General features: G+C 38.9%; 24 protein-coding genes. 17 read left to right on the top strand and 7 right to left on the bottom strand.

What is annotated here, in order from left to right; genetic code table 11:
- Position 1 precedes the first annotated feature (1 nt).
- From ACOKFG_RS08010 to ACOKFG_RS07975, 8 genes are all read left to right on the top strand, one after another.
- Entirely contained in the window at positions 2-568 is a 567-nt protein-coding gene (locus tag ACOKFG_RS08010; RefSeq protein ID WP_299488953.1) for an aminodeoxychorismate/anthranilate synthase component II, read from the top strand.
- Positions 565-1,557: an anthranilate phosphoribosyltransferase gene (trpD, locus tag ACOKFG_RS08005; protein WP_422862160.1), complete on the top strand. Its 993-nt coding sequence runs from the start codon at positions 565-567 to the stop codon at positions 1,555-1,557. Before ACOKFG_RS08010 ends, trpD begins: the two co-directional genes overlap by 4 nt.
- Positions 1,557-2,342: an indole-3-glycerol phosphate synthase TrpC gene (gene trpC / locus ACOKFG_RS08000; protein WP_422862159.1), complete on the top strand. Its 786-nt coding sequence runs from the start codon at positions 1,557-1,559 to the stop codon at positions 2,340-2,342. Before trpD ends, trpC begins: the two co-directional genes overlap by 1 nt.
- On the top strand, positions 2,339-2,968 hold the full coding sequence (locus tag ACOKFG_RS07995) for a phosphoribosylanthranilate isomerase (RefSeq protein WP_422862158.1): 630 nt from the start codon (positions 2,339-2,341) through the stop codon (positions 2,966-2,968). Before trpC ends, ACOKFG_RS07995 begins: the two co-directional genes overlap by 4 nt.
- Positions 2,965-4,146, top strand: coding sequence for a tryptophan synthase subunit beta (trpB, locus tag ACOKFG_RS07990; protein WP_422862157.1), 1,182 nt, complete (start codon positions 2,965-2,967; stop codon positions 4,144-4,146). Before ACOKFG_RS07995 ends, trpB begins: the two co-directional genes overlap by 4 nt.
- Positions 4,143-4,904, top strand: a complete 762-nt coding sequence (gene trpA, locus ACOKFG_RS07985) for a tryptophan synthase subunit alpha (protein ID WP_422862156.1) — start codon at positions 4,143-4,145, stop codon at positions 4,902-4,904. The genes trpB and trpA overlap by 4 nt, the downstream gene beginning before the upstream one ends.
- A 29-nt stretch (positions 4,905-4,933) precedes the next feature.
- Positions 4,934-6,430 (top strand): M20/M25/M40 family metallo-hydrolase, encoded by a 1,497-nt coding sequence (locus ACOKFG_RS07980; protein WP_299175484.1) that lies wholly within the window; start codon positions 4,934-4,936, stop codon positions 6,428-6,430.
- A gap of 169 nt (positions 6,431-6,599) precedes the next feature.
- Positions 6,600-7,022, top strand: a complete 423-nt coding sequence (locus ACOKFG_RS07975; RefSeq protein ID WP_299175486.1) for a response regulator — start codon at positions 6,600-6,602, stop codon at positions 7,020-7,022.
- Here ACOKFG_RS07975 and ACOKFG_RS07970 read toward each other — a convergent pair whose 3' ends face one another.
- From ACOKFG_RS07970 to ACOKFG_RS07950, 5 genes are all read right to left on the bottom strand, one after another.
- Positions 7,023-7,715, bottom strand: a complete 693-nt coding sequence (locus tag ACOKFG_RS07970; RefSeq protein ID WP_298794653.1) for a uracil-DNA glycosylase family protein — start codon at positions 7,713-7,715, stop codon at positions 7,023-7,025.
- 8 nt (positions 7,716-7,723) lie between these two features.
- A complete protein-coding gene (locus ACOKFG_RS07965) occupies positions 7,724-10,270 on the bottom strand; it encodes a phosphoenolpyruvate carboxylase (protein ID WP_422862155.1) in 2,547 nt (848 codons plus the stop codon).
- A gap of 144 nt (positions 10,271-10,414) precedes the next feature.
- The gene (gene yaaA / locus ACOKFG_RS07960) at positions 10,415-11,176 is read right to left on the bottom strand and encodes a peroxide stress protein YaaA (RefSeq protein WP_422862154.1); all 762 of its coding nucleotides are present in this window, start codon (positions 11,174-11,176) and stop codon (positions 10,415-10,417) included.
- Positions 11,177-11,263: 87 nt separating this feature from the next.
- On the bottom strand, positions 11,264-12,292 hold the full coding sequence (locus ACOKFG_RS07955) for an RluA family pseudouridine synthase (RefSeq protein WP_422862153.1): 1,029 nt from the start codon (positions 12,290-12,292) through the stop codon (positions 11,264-11,266).
- A gap of 2 nt (positions 12,293-12,294) precedes the next feature.
- Positions 12,295-12,882 carry a PASTA domain-containing protein gene (locus tag ACOKFG_RS07950; RefSeq protein ID WP_298794661.1) on the bottom strand — a complete coding sequence of 196 codons (588 nt, stop codon included), beginning with the start codon at positions 12,880-12,882 and terminating at the stop codon, positions 12,295-12,297.
- Between the two features lie 77 nt (positions 12,883-12,959).
- On the opposite strand from ACOKFG_RS07950, the gene ACOKFG_RS07945 reads away from it, so the two are divergent.
- The 5 genes from ACOKFG_RS07945 to ACOKFG_RS07925 all read left to right on the top strand — a co-directional run bounded on the left by ACOKFG_RS07945 (position 12,960) and on the right by ACOKFG_RS07925 (position 18,719).
- On the top strand, positions 12,960-13,934 hold the full coding sequence (locus ACOKFG_RS07945; RefSeq protein ID WP_422862152.1) for a D-alanine--D-alanine ligase: 975 nt from the start codon (positions 12,960-12,962) through the stop codon (positions 13,932-13,934).
- A gap of 32 nt (positions 13,935-13,966) precedes the next feature.
- Positions 13,967-14,425, top strand: a complete 459-nt coding sequence (gene coaD, locus ACOKFG_RS07940; RefSeq protein WP_422862151.1) for a pantetheine-phosphate adenylyltransferase — start codon at positions 13,967-13,969, stop codon at positions 14,423-14,425.
- A gap of 180 nt (positions 14,426-14,605) precedes the next feature.
- The gene (locus ACOKFG_RS07935) at positions 14,606-16,447 is read left to right on the top strand and encodes a sensor histidine kinase (protein ID WP_422862150.1); all 1,842 of its coding nucleotides are present in this window, start codon (positions 14,606-14,608) and stop codon (positions 16,445-16,447) included.
- 14 nt (positions 16,448-16,461) lie between these two features.
- Positions 16,462-16,881: a response regulator gene (locus tag ACOKFG_RS07930; protein WP_298794670.1), complete on the top strand. Its 420-nt coding sequence runs from the start codon at positions 16,462-16,464 to the stop codon at positions 16,879-16,881.
- A 65-nt stretch (positions 16,882-16,946) separates the two neighbouring features.
- Entirely contained in the window at positions 16,947-18,719 is a 1,773-nt protein-coding gene (locus ACOKFG_RS07925; RefSeq protein WP_422862149.1) for a M14 family metallopeptidase, read from the top strand.
- Here the strand turns inward: ACOKFG_RS07925 and ACOKFG_RS07920 are convergent.
- Positions 18,703-19,308, bottom strand: a complete 606-nt coding sequence (locus tag ACOKFG_RS07920) for an NUDIX domain-containing protein (RefSeq protein ID WP_298794675.1) — start codon at positions 19,306-19,308, stop codon at positions 18,703-18,705. The two genes, ACOKFG_RS07925 and ACOKFG_RS07920, sit on opposite strands and share 17 nt — an antisense overlap.
- Before the next feature lie 7 nt (positions 19,309-19,315).
- Here ACOKFG_RS07920 and pyrE point away from each other — a divergent pair, with 7 nt between their 5' ends.
- Together pyrE and ACOKFG_RS07910 are read left to right on the top strand one after the other, a co-directional pair.
- On the top strand, positions 19,316-19,957 hold the full coding sequence (pyrE, locus tag ACOKFG_RS07915) for an orotate phosphoribosyltransferase (RefSeq protein WP_422862148.1): 642 nt from the start codon (positions 19,316-19,318) through the stop codon (positions 19,955-19,957).
- A gap of 6 nt (positions 19,958-19,963) precedes the next feature.
- Entirely contained in the window at positions 19,964-20,359 is a 396-nt protein-coding gene (locus tag ACOKFG_RS07910) for an SRPBCC family protein (protein WP_299175507.1), read from the top strand.
- On the opposite strand, the gene ACOKFG_RS07905 is transcribed toward ACOKFG_RS07910, so the two are convergent.
- The gene (locus ACOKFG_RS07905) at positions 20,356-21,099 is read right to left on the bottom strand and encodes a biotin--[acetyl-CoA-carboxylase] ligase (protein ID WP_299175509.1); all 744 of its coding nucleotides are present in this window, start codon (positions 21,097-21,099) and stop codon (positions 20,356-20,358) included. The genes ACOKFG_RS07910 and ACOKFG_RS07905 overlap by 4 nt on opposite strands.
- Positions 21,100-21,180: 81 nt before the next feature.
- On the opposite strand from ACOKFG_RS07905, the gene rsfS reads away from it, so the two are divergent.
- A complete protein-coding gene (gene rsfS, locus ACOKFG_RS07900; protein WP_298794683.1) occupies positions 21,181-21,558 on the top strand; it encodes a ribosome silencing factor in 378 nt (125 codons plus the stop codon).
- A 5-nt stretch (positions 21,559-21,563) separates the two neighbouring features.
- Positions 21,564-23,510 carry an ATP-dependent zinc metalloprotease FtsH gene (gene ftsH, locus ACOKFG_RS07895; RefSeq protein ID WP_298794685.1) on the top strand — a complete coding sequence of 649 codons (1,947 nt, stop codon included), beginning with the start codon at positions 21,564-21,566 and terminating at the stop codon, positions 23,508-23,510.
- Positions 23,511-23,517 lie beyond the last annotated feature (7 nt).

Raw genomic sequence — 23,517 nt, 5'->3', positions numbered from 1 at the left:
GATGGGAAGAAAGATTTTAATGATAGACAATTACGATAGCTTCACCTATAATTTGGTGCACTATCTCGAGGATTTAGATTGTGATGTTACTGTAAAGCGAAACGATCAATTGACACTGGGAGAAGTTGAACCTTTCGAAGAAGTTGTATTGTCTCCAGGACCGGGAATTCCTGATGAAGCTGGTTTGCTCAAAGAAATTATCAAAACCTATGCGCCTACCAAACGTATTTTGGGTGTTTGTCTTGGGCAGCAGGCCATTGGAGAGGTCTTTGGTGGCAGTCTGGTAAATCTCGACCAAGTATATCACGGTGTGGCGACTACAATTTCTGTAACCAAAGAAGATACTATTTTTAAAGGTATGCCAAACCAGATTCAAGTTGGCAGGTACCATTCATGGGTAGTACACCCTGATCTGCCGGAAAGTTTGGAGGCCACATCAATTGATGAAAACGGACAAATCATGTCGCTTAGACATAAAACATATGACGTTACCGCAGTACAGTTTCATCCTGAGTCCGTGTTGACTCCAGAAGGAAAACAAATGCTAAAAAATTGGTTGGAAAAATGAAAGAGACACTCAACAAACTTATAAATCACGAAATTTTATCCAAAAGCGACGCTAAACAGATTTTGGTCAACATCGCTAAAGGAGATTACAATACATCACAGATTGCCGCTTTTTTAACGGTATACATGATGCGAAGTATCACTATTGAAGAATTGGAAGGCTTTCGCGATGCGCTTCTCGAGCTCTGTCTGGCTGTGGACCTATCCGAATTCAATCCTATCGACCTTTGCGGCACAGGAGGCGATGGCAAGGATACTTTCAACATTTCTACTTTGGCATCCTTTGTCACTGCAGGAGCTGGAGTAAGGGTGACCAAACATGGAAATTACGGAGTGTCCTCAAAATGTGGGAGTAGTAATGTGATGGAGTTTTTAGGCATCAAATTCAGCAACGAGGCCGATTTTTTAAAGAAATCCATAGATGAAGCGGGAATCTGCGTTTTGCACGCCCCCCTATTCCACCCAGCTATGAAAAATGTGGCGCCAATCAGAAGAGAATTGGGAGTAAAAACCTTCTTTAATATGTTGGGTCCTATGGTGAATCCTGCCTTTCCTAAAAACCAGATGGTTGGGGTCTTCAATCTGGAGTTAGCAAGAATGTATGGGTACCTCTATCAGAATACAGATAAAAACTTTACCGTACTTCATGCTTTGGATGGTTATGATGAAATTTCATTGACTGGGGATACAAAAACCATTTCCAATACTTCAGAAGGTATTTTAGCTCCTATTGATTTTGGAGTGAAGCGGATTACCCAGGCGGAAATCACCGGAGGGGACGATGTAGCCGATTCCGCTCAAATATTTATGGACATTTTACAAGGAAAAGGCACTGAAGCACAAAACAATGTTGTCTGCGCCAATGCGGGTGTAGCCATTGCAACGGTAAATGAAATCAGCCCAAAAGAAGGATTTGAAAAAGCAAAAGAATCTCTAGTTAGTGGAAAAGGGTTGGAAGCATTTAAGAAATTACAAAAGCTAAGTGCTTAATGAACATTCTTGACAAAATAGTAGCCGATAAACACAAAGAAGTCGATTTAAGAAAATCACTGATTCCGGTTTCCCAATTGGAACGATCCGTGCTTTTTGAAAGAAAAAGCCCTTCTTTAACAACAGCATTGCGAGGTAGCAATACAGGTATCATTGCAGAACATAAAAGGCGTTCTCCATCCAAGTCGGTAATCAATCAAGGTTTGAATGTACAAGATGTTGCCAAGGGGTATGAAAATGCTGGAGTTTCCGGTATGTCCGTGCTTACTGATGGCAAATATTTTGGAGGTTCTTTGGATGATTTGTTGTTGGCCAGAGCGGTAGCGAATATTCCATTACTTCGTAAAGAGTTCATCATTGATGAATATCAGATTCTGGAAGCGAAAGCCTATGGAGCAGATGTTATTTTATTAATTGCCGTAATCCTGAGCCGGGATGAAATCAAAACACTTTCAGAAACGGCAAAAGGTTTGGGATTGGATGTACTTCTTGAAGTTCACAATGAAGCTGAATTACATAAATCCATCATGCCCTCTTTGGATATGTTGGGAGTGAACAATCGAAATTTAAAGACCTTCGAGGTCAGTCTGGAAACCAGTAAGTCACTTTCAACCCAAATTCCCGATGACTTTGTCAAAGTTTCGGAAAGTGGCATCAGTTCCATTGAAGCCATAAAGGATTTAAAACAATACGGATATCAAGGATTTTTGATTGGAGAAAACTTCATGAAAACCGATAATCCTGGGGAACATGCAACAATATTTATAAACAATCTAGAGTCATGAAATTGAAAGTGTGTGGCATGAACTATAATCCCGAGGAGGTTGCACAATTGCAACCCGATTATCTGGGGTTTATTTTTTGGGAACCTTCTTCTCGTTATTTTGAAGGAGAAATGCCTGCATTGCCAAAATCCATCAAGAAAGTGGGTGTGTTCGTTGATGCTCCTCTAGAAGAAGTCCAATCAACAATTGAGAAGCATAATTTGGACGCCGTTCAACTTCATGGCACTGAAAGTCCCCAATTTTGCAGAGACTTGAAAGGAAACATACCATCTCTTGATATCATTAAGGTCTTTTCCATCAAGGACAATTTTGACTTTTCGATTTTGAAGGAATATGAGGAAGTATGTGACTTCTATCTGTTTGATACCAAAGGAAAGCTTCCTGGTGGCAACGGATATGCTTTTGAGTGGTCTGTGTTGAACAACTATCCATCAACAAAACCATTTTTCCTGAGTGGTGGAATCGGATTGGAATCGGCTTCCAAACTTCAAGCATTTTTGAAAAGTCCGGCATCAAAATATTGTGAGGTCATTGACGTCAATAGCAAGTTTGAAATAAAACCCGGTCTAAAAGATGTCGGCCAACTAAAAGAATTTAAAAATAGACTAATCCACGATACGATATGAGCTATCACGCAAATGAAAAAGGATATTACGGAGAGTTTGGAGGGGCATTCATTCCCGAAATGCTCTATCCGAATTGCGAGGAACTACGGAGGAAATATATTCAGATTATGGAAGAACCTTCCTTTAAGGAAGAATTTGACCAACTGCTAAAAGATTATGTAGGGCGTCCTTCCCCACTCTATTTTGCTGAAAGATTATCCAATAAATACAACACCAAAATCTACCTGAAGCGGGAAGATTTAAATCATACAGGAGCACATAAAGTCAACAATACCATCGGACAGATTTTGATGGCCAAGCGATTGGGCAAGAATAGGATTATTGCAGAGACAGGTGCTGGTCAGCACGGGGTTGCCACGGCAACGGTTTGCGCTTTGATGGGCATTGAATGTGTGGTATATATGGGTGAAATCGATATTGCCCGTCAAGCACCGAATGTTGCCCGAATGAAAATGTTGGGCGCTGAAGTTCGTCCTGCACTTTCCGGGAGCAAAACGCTAAAAGATGCTACCAACGAAGCCATTAGAGATTGGATCAATAATCCAGTGGATACGCATTATATTATTGGCTCCGTAGTAGGCCCACACCCTTACCCGGATATGGTAGCTCGCTTTCAATCCGTGATTTCTGAAGAAATAAAAGCGCAGTTGCTTGAAAAAGAAGGCCGTGAAAATCCGGATTATGTGGTTGCTTGTGTTGGTGGAGGAAGCAATGCGGCAGGAGCTTACTACCACTTTTTAGATATTCCGGAGGTCGGAATTATTGCAGTGGAAGCGGCAGGAAAAGGAATCCATTCAGGGGAAAGTGCCGCCACATCGGCATTGGGTAAAGTGGGAATAATTCATGGAAGTAAAACGCTTTTAATGCAAACCAATGATGGCCAGATTACGGAACCGTATTCCATCTCAGCAGGCTTGGATTATCCTGGTGTTGGACCTTTACATGCCCATTTGTTTAAATCTGGTAGGGGAGAATTTATTTCCATTACCGATGATGATGCCATGAAAGCTGGAATGGAACTTTCAAAATTGGAAGGTATTATTCCGGCCATAGAATCGTCTCACGCATTTGCCATTTTAGAACAGAGAAAATTCAACCCATCAGATATTGTTGTCATCAATTTATCAGGAAGGGGTGATAAAGATTTACAGAATTATATTGACTATTTCAAACTATGAACAGAATCAATCAAAAATTACAAGAGGATAAAAAACTACTTTCCATCTACTTTACGGCGGGCTATCCAAACCTAAATGATACCGTTAAGGTTATTCAAGATTTGGAAGAAAGTGGTGTGGATTTGATTGAAATCGGCCTCCCGTTTAGTGATCCCCTTGCGGATGGCCCAACCATACAAGATAGTTCCACCAAAGCATTGAACAACGGAATGCATACAGAACTTCTCTTCGAACAGTTAGCAGCCATTCGCAAGACCGTTTCCATTCCTTTGATTATCATGGGGTATTTTAATCCCGTATTCCAATATGGGGTTGAAGCTTTTTGTGAAAAATGCAAAGAAGTGGGAATTGATGGTCTGATTTTACCTGACTTACCACTTGATGTCTATCAAGAAGAGTATGAATCTATTTTCAAAGAATATGGCTTGATCAATGTCTTTCTGATTACTCCACAAACCAGTGATGCACGCATTAAAGCGATAGATGAAGCATCTGATGGGTTTATTTATATGGTCAGTTCTGCGAGCACAACCGGAGCCAAAACAGGTTTTGGAGAGGTACAAAAATCCTATTTTGACCGTATTGCCAATATGCAGCTGAAAAACCCGCAAATTGTAGGTTTTGGAATCAGTAATTCCCAAACTTTTGACCAGGCTACGACTAAAGCAAAGGGGGCAATTATTGGTTCAGCCTTTATAAAACACCTTACTGAGCATGGTCCTGAAAAAATAGCTGACTTTGTGCAGGGAATTCGCTAAATTCGATTTAGGAATAAACTCCATTCACAATGAAAAAACTCATCATCTTTGGGCTGTTGGTATCTTCTTATGTAACCTTTGGTCAGGATTCCACCGCTCTTAAATCACAGGTAGCCAAGGCCATCGAAGAATTACGAGATTTTATCTCTATTCCCAATGATGCATTAAGTGCAGATGATATCGATGACAATATTCTTTGGTTAAAAAGAAAGTTTGGAGAGCGAGGCTTTAACACCGCGGTATTGGAAACAGAAAATCTTCCACTTTTCTTTGCAGCTCTTCCTATGGAGGACACCAAGCCAACAATGCTTTTGTATATGCATTTTGATGGACAATCGGTGGACCCCACGAAATGGGATCAATCCAATCCATATCAAACCGTGTTAAAAGCGCCAGAGGGTGATGGTTTTAAAACTGTTTCATTTGATGAATTGGGTGATGATATTAATTACGATTGGCGCTTGTTTGGGCGTTCCACCTCTGATGATAAGGGTCCCATTATTATGTTCCTCAATGCCATTGATCTATTGAAAAAAGATGGTAAAGAACTTCCTTTTAACGTCAAAGTAATTTTAGATGGCGAAGAAGAAAAAAGCAGCAAACCGCTTCCAAAAGCAGTAAAACAATATCGTGAATTGCTTCAGTCCGATTTTCTGGTCATAGCGGATGGACCTGTACATCCTTCGGAAAACCCAACTGTTGTTTATGGATGTAGAGGAATTACAACACTTACATTGACCACTTATGGCCCAATAAAACCTCAACATAGTGGCCATTATGGTAATTACGCACCAAATCCCGGGTTTCAGTTGTCACAGCTATTAGCGACTATGAAAGATACTGATGGAAAAGTGATAATTCCGGGGTACTATGATGGAATTTCATTTGATGAATCCATTATTGAAGTTCTTAAAAGCGTTCCCGATAGTGATAAGGCAATTGCCGAAAAACTACAATTCAAATCCGCAGAAAAGGTGGGTGGTTTTTATCAAGAAGCACTTCAATATCCCTCATTGAACATAAGAGGATTGGGCTCAGGCTGGATTGGTCCAAAAAGAAGAACCATTGTTCCGGAGAGCGCCACAGCGGAATTAGATCTGCGTTTGGTTCCCGAAAGCGACGGTCGTCGCTTAAAAAAGTTGGTCAAAGACCATATCGCCAAACAAGGGTATCATGTATTGGATCACATACCTTCGAAAGAAGAACGTATGTCTTTTGATAAAATCGTTACCGTAGAAGAGGGAAGTGTTACCGATGCGTTTCGTACAAATCTTGACAATCCATATGGTAAGTTCTTAATCGAGACGTTGCAGTCCTCTTTCAACAATGATGTTGTGCGGATTCGAATTATGGGAGGTACGGTTCCTATTTCACCTTTCATCAATGAATTGAAAATTCCAGCCTTCATTGTGCCTATGGTAAATCCTGATAATAATCAACATAGTCCTAACGAGAATATCAAAATTGGGCAATTGGCCTATGGAATTAAGGCACTATATGCCATCCTTTCTTCTGAAATGGATTAGATACATATTGTTTCAACGGTAAAAGTGCACTTTCATCCATCTTTTAATAGGTTGATTGTCAATAAAATCTGTCAAATTGTGATTTCATCCCAGTCAAACAGCAGTACATCTTCATTATTACTGGAAAACAAATAGTAAAGTTAATTTTAGTATTCCCAAACCGCTTACTATGAAGTATACTACCTTAGTTATTGATGATTCTTCGATTCAACGCCTAGCTACCTCGATTCTAATTAAAAATCACCCTGATTTGGAACTGGTTGGCTCCCATGGAAATCCTTATGAAGGAATCAAAGCCATATATGACAACAAAGTTGATATTGTTTTCCTTGATGTGCTGATGGATGAAGTCAACGCCTTTGAACTTCTGGATAGCATTGAAATCAATACTGCAATCGTAATGAATTCAACCTGGGCCGAATTTGCAAAAAAGGCATTCGACTACGGAATTGATGATTTTCTAATGAAGCCTATGCCTAAAAAGCGCTTTGACTTGGCGGTGTCAAAAATCATCAGAGAAATTGAAATAAAGCGCATAAAACCGGTTAAAACGTACACTGTTTTAAAACGAGTTCCACATTTCAACAACTAGTCATTCAAAGAATTCCCGGTACTGCATCACCCTGAAATCAAGTGTATTAAATTTTGGGTCAGCTGTTTTTAAATCCTTGTAGGTTTGTAGACTACCCACTGCCCGATTCGCAGCACCCGAAGGAGCTGTTAGCGAAACAGTTTTAATAATTCTTGGCTTTTTAATTGAAGTTTCAAGAAGAGAGATGTCGAATTGATGTATTCTAGGGACTATTTCGCTAACAACATCAAGTTTCAATTCATATTCTTTTAATTGCCTACGGAAGAAATATTCTGGGCCATTTTTACTATTTCCCCCCATAAAAAGTATCGTTTCTATATTAGGATATTCCTGAAGGTATCCTACCAAATTCCTGAGTTTAACATTCTGCATCCCAAGATCTGACGCATCGACTTTCTCGCGTTCAGCACTGTGAACAATATCGCAAACCCCAATCTTTTGTTCCAGCAAAAATTGCTTTCGCTGTTGGGTTGCCTCAGTAGTGGTTTCAAACTTTAAGTTTAAGCCAAAAATTCTGTCCAAAATAGGCCAGAGCATGCCATTTCTGCTGCCATAACAGAAATTAACATCATCATCCTTAAGGTCTCCAGTAGTAAATCTTGGAGGCGGTAATGTGCCCACAATAACTTTAGTGGCTTCCTTAAAAAGGAAAGGTTTATATGGGTGTGTATGCAGAAATGGTTTGATACTCAAGATTTATGTTACGCCGAATTCCTACTTGCGTTGATATTACCGTAGAGGGAGCGGGTCACAATCTTTTCATACACATCCTTAAATTCAGAATTCTTCGTAATATGGTACAGTGCATTCTGTTGAATCACCAATAATGGAAGCACTATCTTCTCTCGAATCTTTACCGACTCCCTTGAAACTGCTTCATCCTCCATGAGTATATTGAGCCCTGAGATTTGAAGCAACATTTTCTTTGACAGTTGGTATTCTTCGTGAAGAATGTTCCAAAATTCTCCAAATTCCTCATCCTCTTTCATGTAACCTGTAAGGTCGAAGTTGGTCTTTGCCAAAGACATCATACTGTTGTGCATCAAAGCCCTAAAGAAAGGAACTTCTTTATACAGTTTCTTTACTTGAGCTAGTTTCCCTTCACTTTTAAGCTGTTGAATAGCTGACCCGATACCGAAATAACCCGGTACATTTTGCTTCAACTGACTCCATGATCCAACAAAGGAGATAGCTCGTAAATCGGTAAGCTCTAGTTGCTTTTTATTGCCACGTTTTCCAGGTCTACTGCCAATATTGGCTTTAGTATAGTATTTTAAAGTACTTCGATGCTCTAGATATGGGATGAACTTATCGTGTTGTTTTAAAGCATCATATTTAGCGAAACTAAGCTCTGAAAGCTTTTCAATAAGCTTTCGTTGTTCGGCAGAAATCACATGTTCTTTTCCGTACATATTATTACTAAGACCTGCAGTAAGCAATTGCTCTGAATTGTGCTTGAATTGCTCTTTTGTACCGTAGGTACTTGTAATGGTTTGTCCCTGAATTGTAAGCTGGATTTCGTGATTGGCCACATCTTTGGTCTGTGCCGCATAAAAACGATGCGTTTTACCACCTCCACGCGCTGGCGGACCTCCCCTTCCATCAAAGAAGATTGCTTTGATACTGTTCTTCTTGCATACTTTGCTGAGGGTCTCTTTGGTTTTTAGAATAGACCAGTTTGCTTTTAGGTACCCACCATCTTTGGTTCCATCAGAAAAGCCTAACATAATGGTATGGATATCTTTCCTTCGTTCTAAATGCTGTCGATACTGGGGCATGTTGAACAAGGTTTGCATGACACCTTCTGATTCCTCCATACCTTTCATGGTCTCAAACAATGGAATAATGTCGAAAGTGATTTCGTCTTCTTTCCATCCACACCATCTAAACAATCCAAACACAAAAAGTACTGCATAAATATCCTCCGAGTTGCTAATGATATATCTATTGCAACCATCTTCACCATTGTTCTTCTGAATCTTTTTCAGCTGTCCTATATTGGTCAAGGTATCTTTTACAATTTCATCATCGAAATCTCTAGGGTTCAGTTTCAAGTCTTTCTTCAATAACCACTGCTGTAATTGTTTATCAGAAAGCTCATCCAAAGATTCTTTAATGGCACCTTGTTGTTTAAGTACTGCTTCGACGACCAACTTATGTTTGCTATGATCTTGTCTGATATCCAAACTGGCAAAATGTGTTCTGAAAATATGGACTTTATTTATAAACTGATCCAATCGTTTTAAATACAGCTTATGGTATTTTTTTTCAAGCTTTGCCCGTATTTGTGCCAACTGCTCAATGATTTCCTCATAGGAGATTACGGCCTTTGCGTCGAACATTGCCGTGTAGAGTTTGTCACTAAGGGCATTAAGGTCTTCCTGTAAGTCTTTAAAGGTTAGTTTTTTACGAAGTTCCTTGAGTTCATTGTAATAACATTTCATCAAGGTCAATCGAAGCTCATCTGCCACTTGCTGTGTAATTTTGGCTGTGACAAATGGGTTTCCATCCCTATCTCCCCCTGGCCAAAATCCAAGTTTAATGATATTGTAATTATCGAACTTCTCATTATGGGTTTTACTCTTTACATAATGGAATAGTTCCCCTACGGCATCATAATACGTATTTCGTAAAATATAAATGATGTTTTTCGCCTCATCCAGTGGAGTTGGTTTTTTAGCATTCACCAAGGATGTAAGTCCCAATTGTTGCAATGTAAGGTCAATATCATCGACCTTGTTCTGATTTATCAGTGAACGTAGTTCCGTAATTATATCCAAAACTGCAGGGGTATAAAATTGCGTTGGGTGAGCTGTGAGGACTATCCGGGCACTAAAAGTGGACAAAGAACTTGAAATTTTATCCCAATTTTTGGTGCTATTGACCAATTCAAAATAATCTTTTATGGATAAGGAATTCGTGTGTTCTTGCAGTCGTGGAAATGCAGAATCTTCAACACTGTCATACAACACTACCTGACGTTCAACATACTGGATTACCTTGAACATAAAATCCAGACGTTCACGTTCATCTTTAATATCGACAAAGTTGGAGAAAAACGTTTCTAAAATCTCTTGGGGCTTTTTACCTGCCTTAAGTCCTTTTTCGCATTGCTCAAACAAAAGTGGAATCAACATCCCCACATTTTCGATATTTTGATACGGCAAGCTTAAAAATAGACTATTATATATATTGAATTTATTGGTGACCGACCTTTTGAATTCTTCTAAACGTCTTGACTGCTGCATAATTTCTTCGGAATGGTTAGTTCTTTAAAGTAAATGAACCTCAAAGATCGTGATAAATGGCGAACATCACACACTTATTTAGGCACATCACAATTTATGATTTGATGTCTACAAACCTAACATTGAAGGTTCAAAAAGAGAAAATTATCGCACAAAGACCGGCTGATCCGCTTTTAATGTATGTTCTGCGCTGAACAGATATCCATCATAATCAAATCCCTTAAGTTTCTCCATGGAATTCACATCGTTATCCAGAATATAACGAACCATGGAACCTCTTGCTTTTTTGGCGAAGAAACTGATTACCTTCAGCTTATCGTTCTTCCAATCCTTAAAGATGGGAGTGATAACAGGAACCTTCAAATTTTTTTCATCAATAGCTCCAAAATATTCATTGCTCGCAAGATTGATAAACAGCTCGCCATCTTCTAGCTCCTCATTCAAGTGATTGGTAAGCTGTTTTTTCCAGAATTCATAAAGATTTTTCTTTCGAGCCACTTTCAATTGAGTGCCCATTTCCAGGCGATAAGGCTGAATTAAATCCAAAGGCTTAAGTATTCCATAAAGTCCTGAAAGTATTCGAAGAGTATCTTGTAAACTATCTAGTTTCTCTTCTGGGATAGAAAAAGCATCAAGACCTTGGTATACATCGCCATTAAAGGAAAATACTGCTGGTCTAGCGTTCTCAGTAGTAAATGGAGTTGAAAATCGCTGGTTTCGCTGCCAGTTGAGTTCTGCCAAGTTATCTGAAATGGACATCAATTTAGATAAGGCTTTTGGTTTTTTCTTGGCCAAAACTGCATTCAGTTTTTTTGATTCTTCCAAAAATTGGGGTTGGCTATATTTTGAAGTAGGCAAAGCTGAATCGAAATCAAGTGACTTTGCTGGAGAAATAACAATTTTCATCAAAGTAATTTTAAGTAAAAATAAGGATGTAATTGGATTTATGGTAATTAAGCCTAAAGGTGTTTTCAATCCAAAGATTGAAGAAATCTATTGCTCATTGTGTTTGGCGTAGGCTCTCCATTTTTCAATACAATTGACCATGTCGTCTGGCAGGTCAGAATCAAAACGCATAAATTCTCCGGTCACTGGGTGTTCAAACCCCAAGGTTTTTGCATGTAATGCTTGTCTGGGTAAAATTTTGAAGGCATTTTCAACAAACTGCTTGTATTTGGTAAAGGTAGTTCCCTTCAAAATCTTCTCCCCGCCATAACGTTCATCACTGAAAAGCGTGTGTCCAATATACTTCATATGAACCCTAATTTGATGCGTTCTGCCGGTTTCAAGCTTGCACGAAACCAAAGTGACATAACCTAAGCGCTCAACAACTTTATAATGGGTTACCGCCTCTTTTCCCTGGTCACCTTCTGGAAAAACCATCATTTGCAAACGATTTTTCGGATTCCGAGCAATATTTCCTTCGATGGTTCCCTCATCTTCGTCTACGTTGCCCCAGACTAATGCCAAATATTCACGTTCGCTGCTTTTATCAAAAAACTGCTTTGCCAAATGAGTCATGGCTAACTCGGTCTTGGCTATTACCAACAATCCGGAAGTATCTTTATCTATCCGGTGCACCAAACCTGGTCTTTCTGAACTATTCTTGGGTAGGTTATCAAAGTGATGGACCAAGGCATTTATTAAGGTTCCCGAATAATTTCCATGTCCTGGATGAACCACCATTCCGGCTGGTTTGTTAACCACTAGTAAGGTGTCATCTTCATAGACGATATCTAACGGTATATTTTCCGGGGTCAGCAAAAACTCATACGGTGGATGTTCAAACATCACTTTGACCTCATCGCCCGCCTTTACCTTATAATTTTGCTTTACAATGGTATCATTCACCCAAATATGGCCTTGTTTGGCCGCTTGTTGGATTTTATTTCGAGTGGCATTTTCAATGAAATTCATTAAAAATTTATCCACACGTAAAGGCTCTTGCCCTTTAGAAGCTACAAATTTGTGATGTTCAAAAAGTTCGTCCTGGGAAAGTTCAGGGTTTTCAGATGGTCCCATGATTATTCGGAATCTGCTTGCACTCGTGCACTTCCGGGAATAGTTCCGTTACCACAGATAAGTTCAACTTTTGATGTTTTTGGCAACTTATCCCCTGGCTTAATGTATTTTCCTTTGAACTTCATGCGATAGACCATATCACGACCCAATTCATCGATATAAGTAACTCTTTGAACTTCAAGTCCTACTGCTCGAAGCATGGATGTTGCGTTTCTTTGAGTGACCTGAATAATGTCGGGAACTGTAACTTTTTTGTAGCCCGATGGGTTAACTGTAAAATAGATTTTTCTATTCGATTTGACTTTGTTTCCCGCGGCAGGATTCTGCTCAAGGATGGAAAATCTTGGGTATTCTGGATTATAATTTGAAGAATCCAAAACCTGATATCGCAAACCTGCGTCTTCGACCGTCTTGCGCATTTCCATAACCGACATTTTGGAAAAATCGGGAACTTCAACAAACTCACCATGGTTTGTAGTGCTCTTTAACCAACTTAGTATCAGGAATACAACAAGTATCGAAGCAATTAAGGCCAAGCCCAACTGGATGAGAAATACCTTACTTCTTATGAAATTAAAAAAATGTTTCATGCAAAATGCCTTATCTGAACAAATATAGGAAAGCCAGTGCTTTTTTCTTTACTTTGACAAAGCGATTCGACAAGCCGATGAAAAAAAACATCGCCATCATTATGGGTGGTTATTCAAGTGAGTACGAAATCTCCATTAAAAGTGGGAACGTGGTCTACAAATATTTAGACCCAAAAAAATACTCTCCCTACCGCATTATTATTCAGAAAGAAAGGTGGTTTCACCTAAGTTCCTATGCCAAAGAATTTCCGGTAGACAAATCGGATTTTAGTGTAACCGTTGATGGCAAAAAGATTCTGTTTGATTGCGTTTTCAACGCAGTGCATGGAACACCCGGGGAAGATGGACTGCTTCAAGCTTATTTTGAACTTTTGAACATTCCCCAAACTTCTTGCAGTCAGTACCAGGCAGCTCTAACCTTTAACAAGCGGGATTTATTAAGCGTACTTAAACCTTACAATGTACAGTGTGCCACGTCCTATTATATAAATAAAGGGGACCAAATCAATGAGGAAAGTATTATAAAGAAAGTTGGTCTTCCTTGCTTTGTTAAGGCCAACAGAGCTGGCAGCAGTTATGGTATCAGCAAGGTTTATAAAAAAGAAGAATTAAAATCAGCCATTGATCATGCTTTTTCTGAGGACAATGAGATAATTATCGAAACTTTTTTAGATGGCACAGAGGTATCCGTGGGAGTGATTACCCACAATAAAAAAGTCACGGTTTTACCTATTACTGAAATTGTTTCTGAGAATGATTTTTTTGATTTTGAAGCTAAGTATCTAGGGAAATCACAGGAAATCACGCCAGCTAGAATTACAAAAATCCAAGAGGAAAGGGTTTCAAAACTGGCAGCACAAATCTATAAGGTCTTAGACCTAACCGGTTACAGCAGAAGTGAATTCATCTTTGTTGGTGATGAACCATATTTGCTGGAAGTTAATACGACCCCGGGATTAACAGAAGAAAGTATTCTACCCCAGCAAGCAAAAGCTGCAGGTATTTCACTGGAAGACTTGTTTGGCAGTTCCATTGAAGAAGCAATGCCATAGAAAATCAGTATTTTTAAAAAAACATGCCAATAATGAGACGTGCTATTTTTCCAGGTTCATTTGATCCCTTGACCTTAGGTCATTATGACATTATAAAAAGAGGAATCACCTTGTTTGATGAACTGTTGATTGCCATTGGTGTCAATGCCGATAAAAAATACATGTTTTCACTGGAAGAGCGCATGAGCTTTATTGATGAAGCATTTAAGGACGAGCCGAAAATTAAAGTAGTTACCTATGAAGGCCTTACCGTGGACTTTTGCAAAAAGGTAGAAGCTGATTTTATTTTAAGAGGACTTAGAAATCCAGGAGATTTCGAATTTGAAAAAGCAATTGCCCACACCAACCGAAAATTATCCGAGATAGAAACTGTGTTCTTATTAACATCATCTGGAAAATCGTACATAAGTTCCTCAATTGTTCGGGATGTTATTAGAAATGGTGGGGATTATACCGGTTTGGTCCCGGATACAGTGGTTGTAAAATCATAGATTTCAACTTTAAGTCATTTAGTGAGGATCACCTTCACTTCTTAGTGAACTAGCTTCGAAAAGCTACCATTCATCGATACAACAACAGATTTTGGTCTGTTCACAACAATATCTTAGATATGTAGGTTAACGCTTATATTTTAGTAGGAAATTTCTTAATTCCAAATCTAAACCTACATTTTGAAAGCAATTGAAACCATCCCCCATTCCTACCTCATAAAACAATTACCCAAACCCACCGCATTAATAGACAGACAGCATACGTTGGCTATCGCTTCGGATTCTTGGCTATCTGTATTTAAAGCACAACCTGATGCTTTCAAGAAAGCCGAAATCACACAACTATTCAGTTCGCATCAAGGGTTTAAGACTAGTGAATTAAAACAATGTCTAACGGAAACCAAAACACGGAAACTACGTCATGAAATTGTCTCTGATTCTGGGAAAAATTGGTTCGAAAGTACCTTTTCTCCTTGGTTTGATGAAGAAGAAAATCTCTTGGGAACCATTATACAAACAGACTGTATCAATGAAGAGGTAATCAAAGAAGCTGAACTCAAGCGAATAAATACCCTCCTAAAAGCTAAATCTGAAGTCGCCAGGGTAGGAAGTTGGGAGTACGATATAGCTAAAGAAAGTCTCACCTGGTGCACTATGACCAAAAAAATACATCAGGTTCCCTCCACATACAAGCCTAACGTCGCAGAAGGTCTTTTCTTTTACAAACAAGGCTATAGCCGCAATAGGATATCGATGCTTTTTCACAAGCTATTGGAAAATGGTGTGTCCTACAACGAGCGCTTAATGATAATTACCCATACCGGGGAAGAACGTTGGGTCGCTGCCGGGGGAAAAGCCATTAAAAAGGATGGCAAAGTGATTAAACTCTTTGGAACGTTTCAAGATGTTCATGAGCAGGTCAAGGCCGAAACCAAAACAAAGGAAAGCGAACAATTATTGACCACATTGATTGATAATCTTCCTTTAAATGTTTTTATCAAGGACAAAGATTCCAGGAAGGTACTGGTCAACAAATCTGAATGTGAATATCTGGGCGCCAAACCGGAGGATCTTATTGGAAAAACGGATTTTGATCTCTATAACAAAGATGTGGCGCAAATCTCGAGAGATGAAGACCTTGAGGTAATGCGCACGCAAAAGCCTATGGTGGGTGCCGAAACCATTAATGTTAGAAAGGATGGGAGCATTACCAATTTCCTGACCTCAAAAATACCTTTGTTGGATTTAAACGGTAAGGCTTATGGTCTGATTGGCATGAGCATGGATATTACACATATGAAACAAAAGGAGGATCAATTAAGAAACCTCATTAACGTCACTGCAATCCAAAACAAAAAGCTTATCAACTTTGCGCATATTGTTTCCCACAACCTAAGGTCGCACACAGCCAATTTTTCCATGCTGCTTGATTTTCTGGTTAAAGAAAAAGATCAATCCGAAAAAGAGCGAATCATGGGAATGCTCACGCATGCGTCGGACAATTTATTGGACACCTTGGAAAATTTGAACGAAGTCGTAGACATCAGTACCAATGTCAATATGGATAAAAAATCCATAAACTTGAATGAAAATATTATTAAAGTACAGCAGAATCTTTCGGCCTTTTTAGAACGAAATAAGGTAGAATTCATCAATTCTGTTCCCGACCACCTAACGGTAAAAAGTGTTCCCGCTTATTTGGAAAGCATCATATTAAACTTGGTAACCAATGCTGTAAAATATCGCCAGCAGAATGTAACTCCTGTTATTTCTTTAAATGCTAAAAAACAAGAAGACAATGTCATTTTCAGTATCTCCGATAATGGGATGGGAATTGATTTGAACAGGTATGGCAACAAAATCTTTGGCATGTACAAAACTTTCCATAACAACAAGGATGCAAGAGGTCTAGGGCTGTATATCATAAAAAACCAGATTGAAGCCATGGGTGGTAGCATCACGGTGAACAGTGAAGTGGATAAAGGTGCCACATTTAATGTTTATTTCAACGAGGAAAGTTAAACCACGGACTGTACATGAAGGAAATCAATAGCATATACATTATTGATGATGATCATATTACGGTTTTTGGCATAAAAAAAATGCTCAAGACCATTGTAAGCTGCAATGACATCGAATCATTTGAAAATGGAAGATTGGCCCTTGACAATCTGCATGAGCGGATTCAATCGGGAATACCGGCACCGGAAGTCATTTTTTTAGACATTAACATGCCCATCATGGATGGATGGGAGTTTCTGGAAGAATTTGTCACATTGAATCTAAAGGATAAAATCATCATCAATGTAATAACATCATCAATAGATCCTTCCGATTATCAAAAATGGAACGATTTTAGGTTAAAATGCTGGCATTATTTAAATTTTAGAAACAAACCTATTTATCAAATAGAGGCAGCTGATCTTAACAGGATGAATATCCGATCATTCGGTTAATATTCCCTATTTTTATCTATTGGAATTTTGTTTTCCAACTATTTTTAAACCAGTTACACCAACAATTGAAGTACATTATTTTCCCCACCGTACTACTGTTTTTGCTTTCGTGCGAAACAAAGACACAGGATGAAGTTGTCTCGTATCAAACCTCTTATGAAAACTCGGAGGGCACTGAGACCGCTACATACCAAGAAACCATTGATTTTTACATCAGGCTGGCCAAAGACTTCCCAGAAATCAACATCCAGACCATTGGAGAGACCGATAGTGGGTATCCACTTCATGTGGTGACCTTCAATCCAGATGGCGATTTCAACTTTGACCGCGTAAGGGAAGAAAAGGCTATTGTTTTAATAAATAATGGTATTCATCCTGGTGAAAGTGATGGGATTGATGCCACAATGTTGTTGTACCGCGATTTGGCCACTCAAAAGCTATCCTACCCAAAAAAAACGGTTTTGGTCACTATTCCCATATATAATATTGGAGGATCGCTATATAGAAACTCCCATACAAGGGCCAATCAAAATGGACCGAAAGAATATGGTTTTAGAGGAAATGCACTTAATTATGATCTCAATCGCGATTTCATAAAAATGGACACCAAAAATGCAGAGACGTTTTCGCAAATTTTCCATTTGGTAAAACCAGATATTTTCATTGACAATCATGTAAGCAATGGTGCCGATTATCAATATACCTTGACACACTTGTTCACCCAGCACAACAAATTGGGAGGAAAACTGGGCACCTATCTCAACAAAGAATTTAGACCTAAAGTAGAAGAATCCCTTGAGAAAAAAGATTGGGACATCACCCCATATGTAAACGTTTTCAATAGACCTCCCGAATTAGGTTTTAGTCAATTTATGGACCATCCACGTTATTCCACTGGATACACCACATTGTGGAATACGCTTGGGCTTATGGTAGAGACCCATATGCTAAAACCTTATAAAAAAAGGGTTGAGGGAACCTATGAACTCATGGAAAGTGTTGTTGGAGTTGTAGAAAAAGAATTTGACAATATTCGAAAACTAAGGGAACAGACTCAAGAAGAAAATTTGAACCAATCCAAATATTATTTCAACTGGCAATTGGATACAACCAGAAATTCCACCTTAAATTTTAAAGGTTATGAAGCTTCACAAATAACCAGTGAGGTTACCGGGCTCGCGCGATTAAAGTATGATCAAAGCAAACCATTTACCCAAGAGACAACATATTACAATTACTATGTACCCAAGGATACCATAAACATTCCGGCTGCTTATGTTATCAAACGAAGTTGGAATAAGGTGGTTCAACGTTTAGAGGCAAATAATATCGAGTACTTTAATTTGGACCAAGACACATCTCTTACCGTGGAATCATATCAAATTTTGGAGTATGATACCCGAGAATCGCCCTATGAAGGGCATTATCCCCACTCCAATGTAAAGGTTAAAAAGAGCAATCTCAAAATCTCATTCCAAGTTGGTGATTATATTGTTCCAACAAACCAAAGTGGAATGCGATATCTTCTGGAAACTTTGGAGCCACAAGCTGATGACTCCTTTTTTAATTGGAATTTCTTTGATATGATACTACAACAAAAAGAAGGTTTCTCACCCTACGTTTTTGAAGATGTAGCTCTAGAACTTCTGCAAAAGGATTCAACGCTTAGAGGAAATTTTTTGATCAAAAAAGAATTGGATGAAGATTTTGCGCAAAATTGGTATGCACAGTTAGATTGGATTTATCAAAGGTCAACATATCGCGAAGCACCTTATTTAAGATATCCAATATATCGTATTGCAAAAGGAAGCAGTGCCGCAGCTATTCTTCCGGAATAATCCAACCTTCGAACAATACCCTTATATTGTGGTACGAGTTTTTTAAGGCTTTCTTTGTTTTCTTAGGGCCCTTCCATTTCACTTTTTCAATACCCTCATCCAATTGCCCAACAAGTTTGCCAGAATAGGTGGTATACATGGAAAACCAGTGTACCAACTTTAATCGATATTCCCCATTTCGTTTAAAAACATGATATGTGGTGCGAAGAAATTTATCAATAACAAGGTCTTTTACACCTGTTTCCTCCTCCACTTCCCGAATAGCGGCTCTTTCAATAGATTCACCCTTATCAACCTTCCCTTTGGGAAGATCCCATTTGTTGTTCCTATATATAAAAAGTACTTTGCCTTTCGGGTTTGTAACAAACCCGCCACCCGCCACCACAACCGGGATTTTGTGCATAAAAACATCAAGGATTTTTTCCTCATCAGCGTGATAAATATAGGCTTCTTTCAACCTACCCTTGGATAATGAATCTATGGCCATCAATATAGAATCCCCGTCTAAGGAGAAGAGGTTTCCATTTGAATTATCTTGGCGCTCATTTGTTAAAATGAGTGGAGACTCATTAACAAAAACTTTATACATTTGCGCAATGGTTTTAAACAAAGATACCGCACGAAAAACTGCCGAACTTCTGTTACAAATTAATGCAATTAAGTTGGAACCAGAAAATCCATTTACATGGGCTTCTGGATGGAAATCTCCAATCTATTGCGATAATAGAATTATGCTCTCCTATCCGGAAATACGAAATTATGTCCGGGAAGAAATGGCAAAGCAAGTTGAAACGCTTTATGGCAAACCAGATATTATCGCAGGAGTGGCCACAGGAGCTATAGGAATTGGCATTTTAGTAGCAGAAGCCATGGGCCTTCCCTTTATATATGTAAGGCCGGAGCCCAAATCCCATGGTAGGCAAAACCAAATTGAAGGCCAATTGGAAGCTGGACAAAATGTGGTGGTCATCGAGGACCTTATAAGTACTGGTAAAAGTAGTTTAAATGCAGTAAGGGCTTTGCGAGAGCAAGGTGCAAATGTAAAAGGCATGGTGGCTATTTTTACATACGGTTTTTCGATTACGACCACTAATTTCGAATCGGAAGAGGTAGCACTAAATACATTGTCAGACTATGAGCATTTAATTGATCAAGCGTCTGACACCAATTACATAAAAGAATCACATCAACATACCCTATTGGAGTGGAAAACAAATCCACAACAATGGAAACAATAGAACAAAATGCACATTGAAACTCCAAAAAAGAACGTAGCCAAAAGCGATAAAGAGGTTTTCGACTTCTTGACTGACATCAAGAATTTTGAAACCCTTATGCCTGACAATATTGACAAATTTGAAGTTCTTGATGAAAAAACTTTCCGATTTGCCTTAAAAGGTATGCCAGAAATTGTACTTCGATTAAAAGAACAAACACCTAATAGTAAAGTGGTTTTAGGCGCGGCCAGCGATAAATTGCCCTTTACTTTGACAGGAGATATCACTTCCTTGGGGGAAAACGAAAGTGAAGTTGCGTTAAGCTTTGAAGGAGAATTCAATGCGATGATGGCGATGATGATAAAATCTCCCATCACCAACTTTATGGAGACACTTTCCGCAAATATGGATAGGATTCCCTAATACAAGAGTGAAACTTCCTTAAGGTTAAACTCCTTAAAGATTTTGTCCTCTAGTTCTACCACTAGTCTGCCTTCGTTTGACACCCCTCTGATGAAACCCATGAACATGATGTTTTGTTTATCAGTAAAAGTTGAGGGCTTGTCTTTTCTAAACAGCAGTTTCTCGTAAGAGGGTATTAATTGCCGTACGGTTTTTGTTTCGATATCGTCAAGATAAAACCTAAGCCGTTCCAACAAATCGGTTAAAAGTTCCTCCAAATCAAAAAATCTTCCAGTTAACGATTTTAAAGAGGCTACTTTCTCCAAATTTTCAAAGGAAACTTGGTTCACATTCAGTCCAATCCCTATAATAGAGCTTTGAATTTGCTGGCCTTTCAAAATATTTTCAATCAGAATGCCACAAATTTTGTTCCCGCCTGACATAATGTCGTTGGGCCACTTCACCTTTAAATCAGGAATATTCAACCTCCTTAAAACATCGAATAGTGCTAGTGAAACACCAATGTTCAAATTGAACTGATGTATAATAGGCATAGCATCAAGCTTTTTCAAAACACTAACAGTCAGGTTTTTACCTGATTCAGATTGCCATGAAGCTCCCATTTGCCCTCTTCCTTTGACTTGCGATTTTGCTACAACAGCAGTATAATCACGCAGTGAAGAAGACTGCAATAAATCCTTTAAATAAAGGTTCGTAGAGCCCGTGGCATCAAGTTTGATTATTTGTGATAGTTCTCCCAATGAGATGCGTCCAATGATATGTTAAAATCTAGGGCTAAGAAAACAAAAAAAATATAACTTTGTAGAAACTAAAATTTTTGAATGCAGAAAACGAAAGCTAGCGCAGATGAACTGATTGCCTTAATATTACATGGAATAGAAGAAGTTAAAGGAGTAGATGTGAATCTGCTTGATCTTAGGGAAATTGAAAACACAGTTTGTGACTACTTTATTATCTGCAACGGTACTTCCAACACGCATGTAAACGCAATTGTATCATCCATCCAAAAAACTGTCAGCAAAGCCATACAGGATAAACCTTGGCATGTTGAGGGTTCGGAAAACGCAGAATGGGTTTTAATGGATTATGTTAATGTTGTTGTGCATGTATTTCAAAAACAGATTAGGGAATTCTACGACATTGAAGGACTTTGGGGAGATGCCAAAGTAACTATGGTGGAGAGCAGCTACAATTCTTAAACAAAATGGCAAAAGAAAACAATTCAAACACCCCTAAAAAACCTCGTTTCAGTTCCTGGTGGATCTACGGCGTAGTAATTGCTTTGATCATAGGATTTCAATTCTTTGGTGGAAACAGTTTAGCAAGTACTGAAAAGACGACTACTTCAGAACTACAGGAGTTTTTACGAAATGGGGACATTAAAGAAATATTGATCATCACCAATGCCCGTCAGGCGAAAGTATTCTTGACCGAAGAAGCGCTTCAAAAAGATGTGCATCGAAACGTTGCCGATAAACCATTCAACTTTTCGACCGGGAAGATTCCGCAATATATTTTGGATTATGGTGATCTTCAAAATTTTGAAGATGAGATAAAGAGCATCAAAAAAGAGAACAATCTTGACACAGTCGTAGATTTTGACACAGAATCCAACGTTTTGGGTGAACTGTTGCTTTCACTATTGCCCTTCGCGTTGATTATCGGAATCTGGATTTATCTCATGCGAAGAATGTCCGGTGGTGCAGGAGGCGGTGCCGGTGGGCAGATTTTCAATATCGGAAAATCCAAGGCAAAGCTTTTTGATGAGAAAACAGATACTCGTACATCTTTTAAAGATGTAGCTGGACTTGAAGGTGCCAAGGAAGAAGTTCAAGAAATTGTGGAGTTCCTTAAAAATCCGGATAAATACACCTCGCTCGGTGGAAAAATCCCAAAAGGGGCACTTTTAGTAGGTCCTCCGGGAACAGGTAAAACACTTCTTGCCAAAGCCGTTGCAGGAGAAGCAAAAGTTCCTTTTTTCTCTTTATCCGGTTCGGATTTTGTTGAAATGTTTGTGGGTGTAGGTGCTTCACGAGTACGGGACCTTTTTAAGCAAGCAAAAGATAAATCTCCGGCGATTATTTTCATTGATGAAATTGATGCCATTGGTAGAGCTAGAGGTAAAAATAATTTTACAGGCTCCAATGATGAAAGGGAAAACACCCTGAATCAGCTTCTTACCGAAATGGATGGTTTTGGAACCAATACCAACGTTATTGTATTGGCGGCGACCAACCGTGCCGATGTATTGGATAAAGCCTTGATGCGTGCCGGTCGATTTGATCGTCAAATTTATGTGGACCTTCCAGACATAAGGGAAAGAAAAGAAATTTTTGAAGTCCATCTGCGTCCGATAAAAACGGCAGAAACCTTAGATTTGGATTTTCTCGCAAAGCAAACTCCCGGTTTTTCGGGTGCAGATATTGCCAATGTGTGTAACGAGGCGGCGCTTATTGCAGCTCGTAAGGAGAAAAAAGCGGTAAACAAGCAAGATTTCTTGGATGCTGTAGATCGAATTGTGGGAGGTCTTGAGAAGAAAAATAAAATAATTACCGTAGAAGAGAAAAAGACCATTGCTTATCATGAAGCTGGTCATGCCACTGTAAGTTGGATGTTGGAACATGCCGCTCCCTTGGTAAAAGTGACCATTGTACCTCGTGGACAATCGCTGGGTGCAGCGTGGTATTTACCGGAAGAACGTTTGATTGTTCGTCCAGAGCAAATGCTGGATGAAATGTGTGCAACTATGGGAGGAAGAGCAGCAGAACGTGTTATTTTTGATAAAATATCAACTGGTGCTTTGAGCGACCTTGAAAAAGTGACTAAACAAGCCAGGGCCATGGTTACCATATATGGATTGAATGAGCAACTAGGAAACATAACCTATTATGATTCTTCGGGCAACAATGAATATGGTTTCACTAAACCCTATAGTGAAGAAACTGCGCAAAAGATTGATGAGGAAATCTCCAAAATCATAGAAGAACAATACCAACGTGCCATTAAACTTTTGGATGACCATAAGGACAAATTAAAAGAATTGGCGGATCGGTTGTTGGAAAAAGAAGTTATCTTTAAGGATGATTTGGAGAAGATTTTCGGAAAAAGACCTTTCGAAAAAGAGGAATTGGAGACTGAGACAGCAGAATAATTTTCAA

It is taken from the genome of Flagellimonas rhodophyticola (assembly GCF_049332665.1).
Lineage (GTDB): Bacteria > Bacteroidota > Bacteroidia > Flavobacteriales > Flavobacteriaceae > Flagellimonas.
This window is presented reverse-complemented; position numbering and strand designations above follow the sequence as displayed.

Coding starts and splice junctions, on each gene's coding strand:
- ACOKFG_RS07980 (WP_299175484.1), top strand. CDS start 4,934: ATGAAAAAACTCATCATCTTTGGGCTGTTGGTATCTTCTTATGTAACC.
- ACOKFG_RS07975 (WP_299175486.1), top strand. CDS start 6,600: ATGAAGTATACTACCTTAGTTATTGATGATTCTTCGATTCAACGCCTA.
- ACOKFG_RS07930 (WP_298794670.1), top strand. CDS start 16,462: ATGAAGGAAATCAATAGCATATACATTATTGATGATGATCATATTACG.
- ACOKFG_RS07955 (WP_422862153.1), bottom strand. CDS start 12,292: ATGGGACCATCTGAAAACCCTGAACTTTCCCAGGACGAACTTTTTGAA.
- pyrE (WP_422862148.1), top strand. CDS start 19,316: ATGGTTTTAAACAAAGATACCGCACGAAAAACTGCCGAACTTCTGTTA.
- coaD (WP_422862151.1), top strand. CDS start 13,967: ATGAGACGTGCTATTTTTCCAGGTTCATTTGATCCCTTGACCTTAGGT.
- ACOKFG_RS07945 (WP_422862152.1), top strand. CDS start 12,960: ATGAAAAAAAACATCGCCATCATTATGGGTGGTTATTCAAGTGAGTAC.
- ACOKFG_RS08010 (WP_299488953.1), top strand. CDS start 2: ATGGGAAGAAAGATTTTAATGATAGACAATTACGATAGCTTCACCTAT.
- ACOKFG_RS07995 (WP_422862158.1), top strand. CDS start 2,339: ATGAAATTGAAAGTGTGTGGCATGAACTATAATCCCGAGGAGGTTGCA.
- ACOKFG_RS07950 (WP_298794661.1), bottom strand. CDS start 12,882: ATGAAACATTTTTTTAATTTCATAAGAAGTAAGGTATTTCTCATCCAG.
- ftsH (WP_298794685.1), top strand. CDS start 21,564: ATGGCAAAAGAAAACAATTCAAACACCCCTAAAAAACCTCGTTTCAGT.
- rsfS (WP_298794683.1), top strand. CDS start 21,181: ATGCAGAAAACGAAAGCTAGCGCAGATGAACTGATTGCCTTAATATTA.
- yaaA (WP_422862154.1), bottom strand. CDS start 11,176: ATGAAAATTGTTATTTCTCCAGCAAAGTCACTTGATTTCGATTCAGCT.
- trpD (WP_422862160.1), top strand. CDS start 565: ATGAAAGAGACACTCAACAAACTTATAAATCACGAAATTTTATCCAAA.
- ACOKFG_RS07910 (WP_299175507.1), top strand. CDS start 19,964: ATGCACATTGAAACTCCAAAAAAGAACGTAGCCAAAAGCGATAAAGAG.
- trpA (WP_422862156.1), top strand. CDS start 4,143: ATGAACAGAATCAATCAAAAATTACAAGAGGATAAAAAACTACTTTCC.
- ACOKFG_RS07965 (WP_422862155.1), bottom strand. CDS start 10,270: ATGCAGCAGTCAAGACGTTTAGAAGAATTCAAAAGGTCGGTCACCAAT.
- trpC (WP_422862159.1), top strand. CDS start 1,557: ATGAACATTCTTGACAAAATAGTAGCCGATAAACACAAAGAAGTCGAT.
- trpB (WP_422862157.1), top strand. CDS start 2,965: ATGAGCTATCACGCAAATGAAAAAGGATATTACGGAGAGTTTGGAGGG.
- ACOKFG_RS07920 (WP_298794675.1), bottom strand. CDS start 19,308: ATGTATAAAGTTTTTGTTAATGAGTCTCCACTCATTTTAACAAATGAG.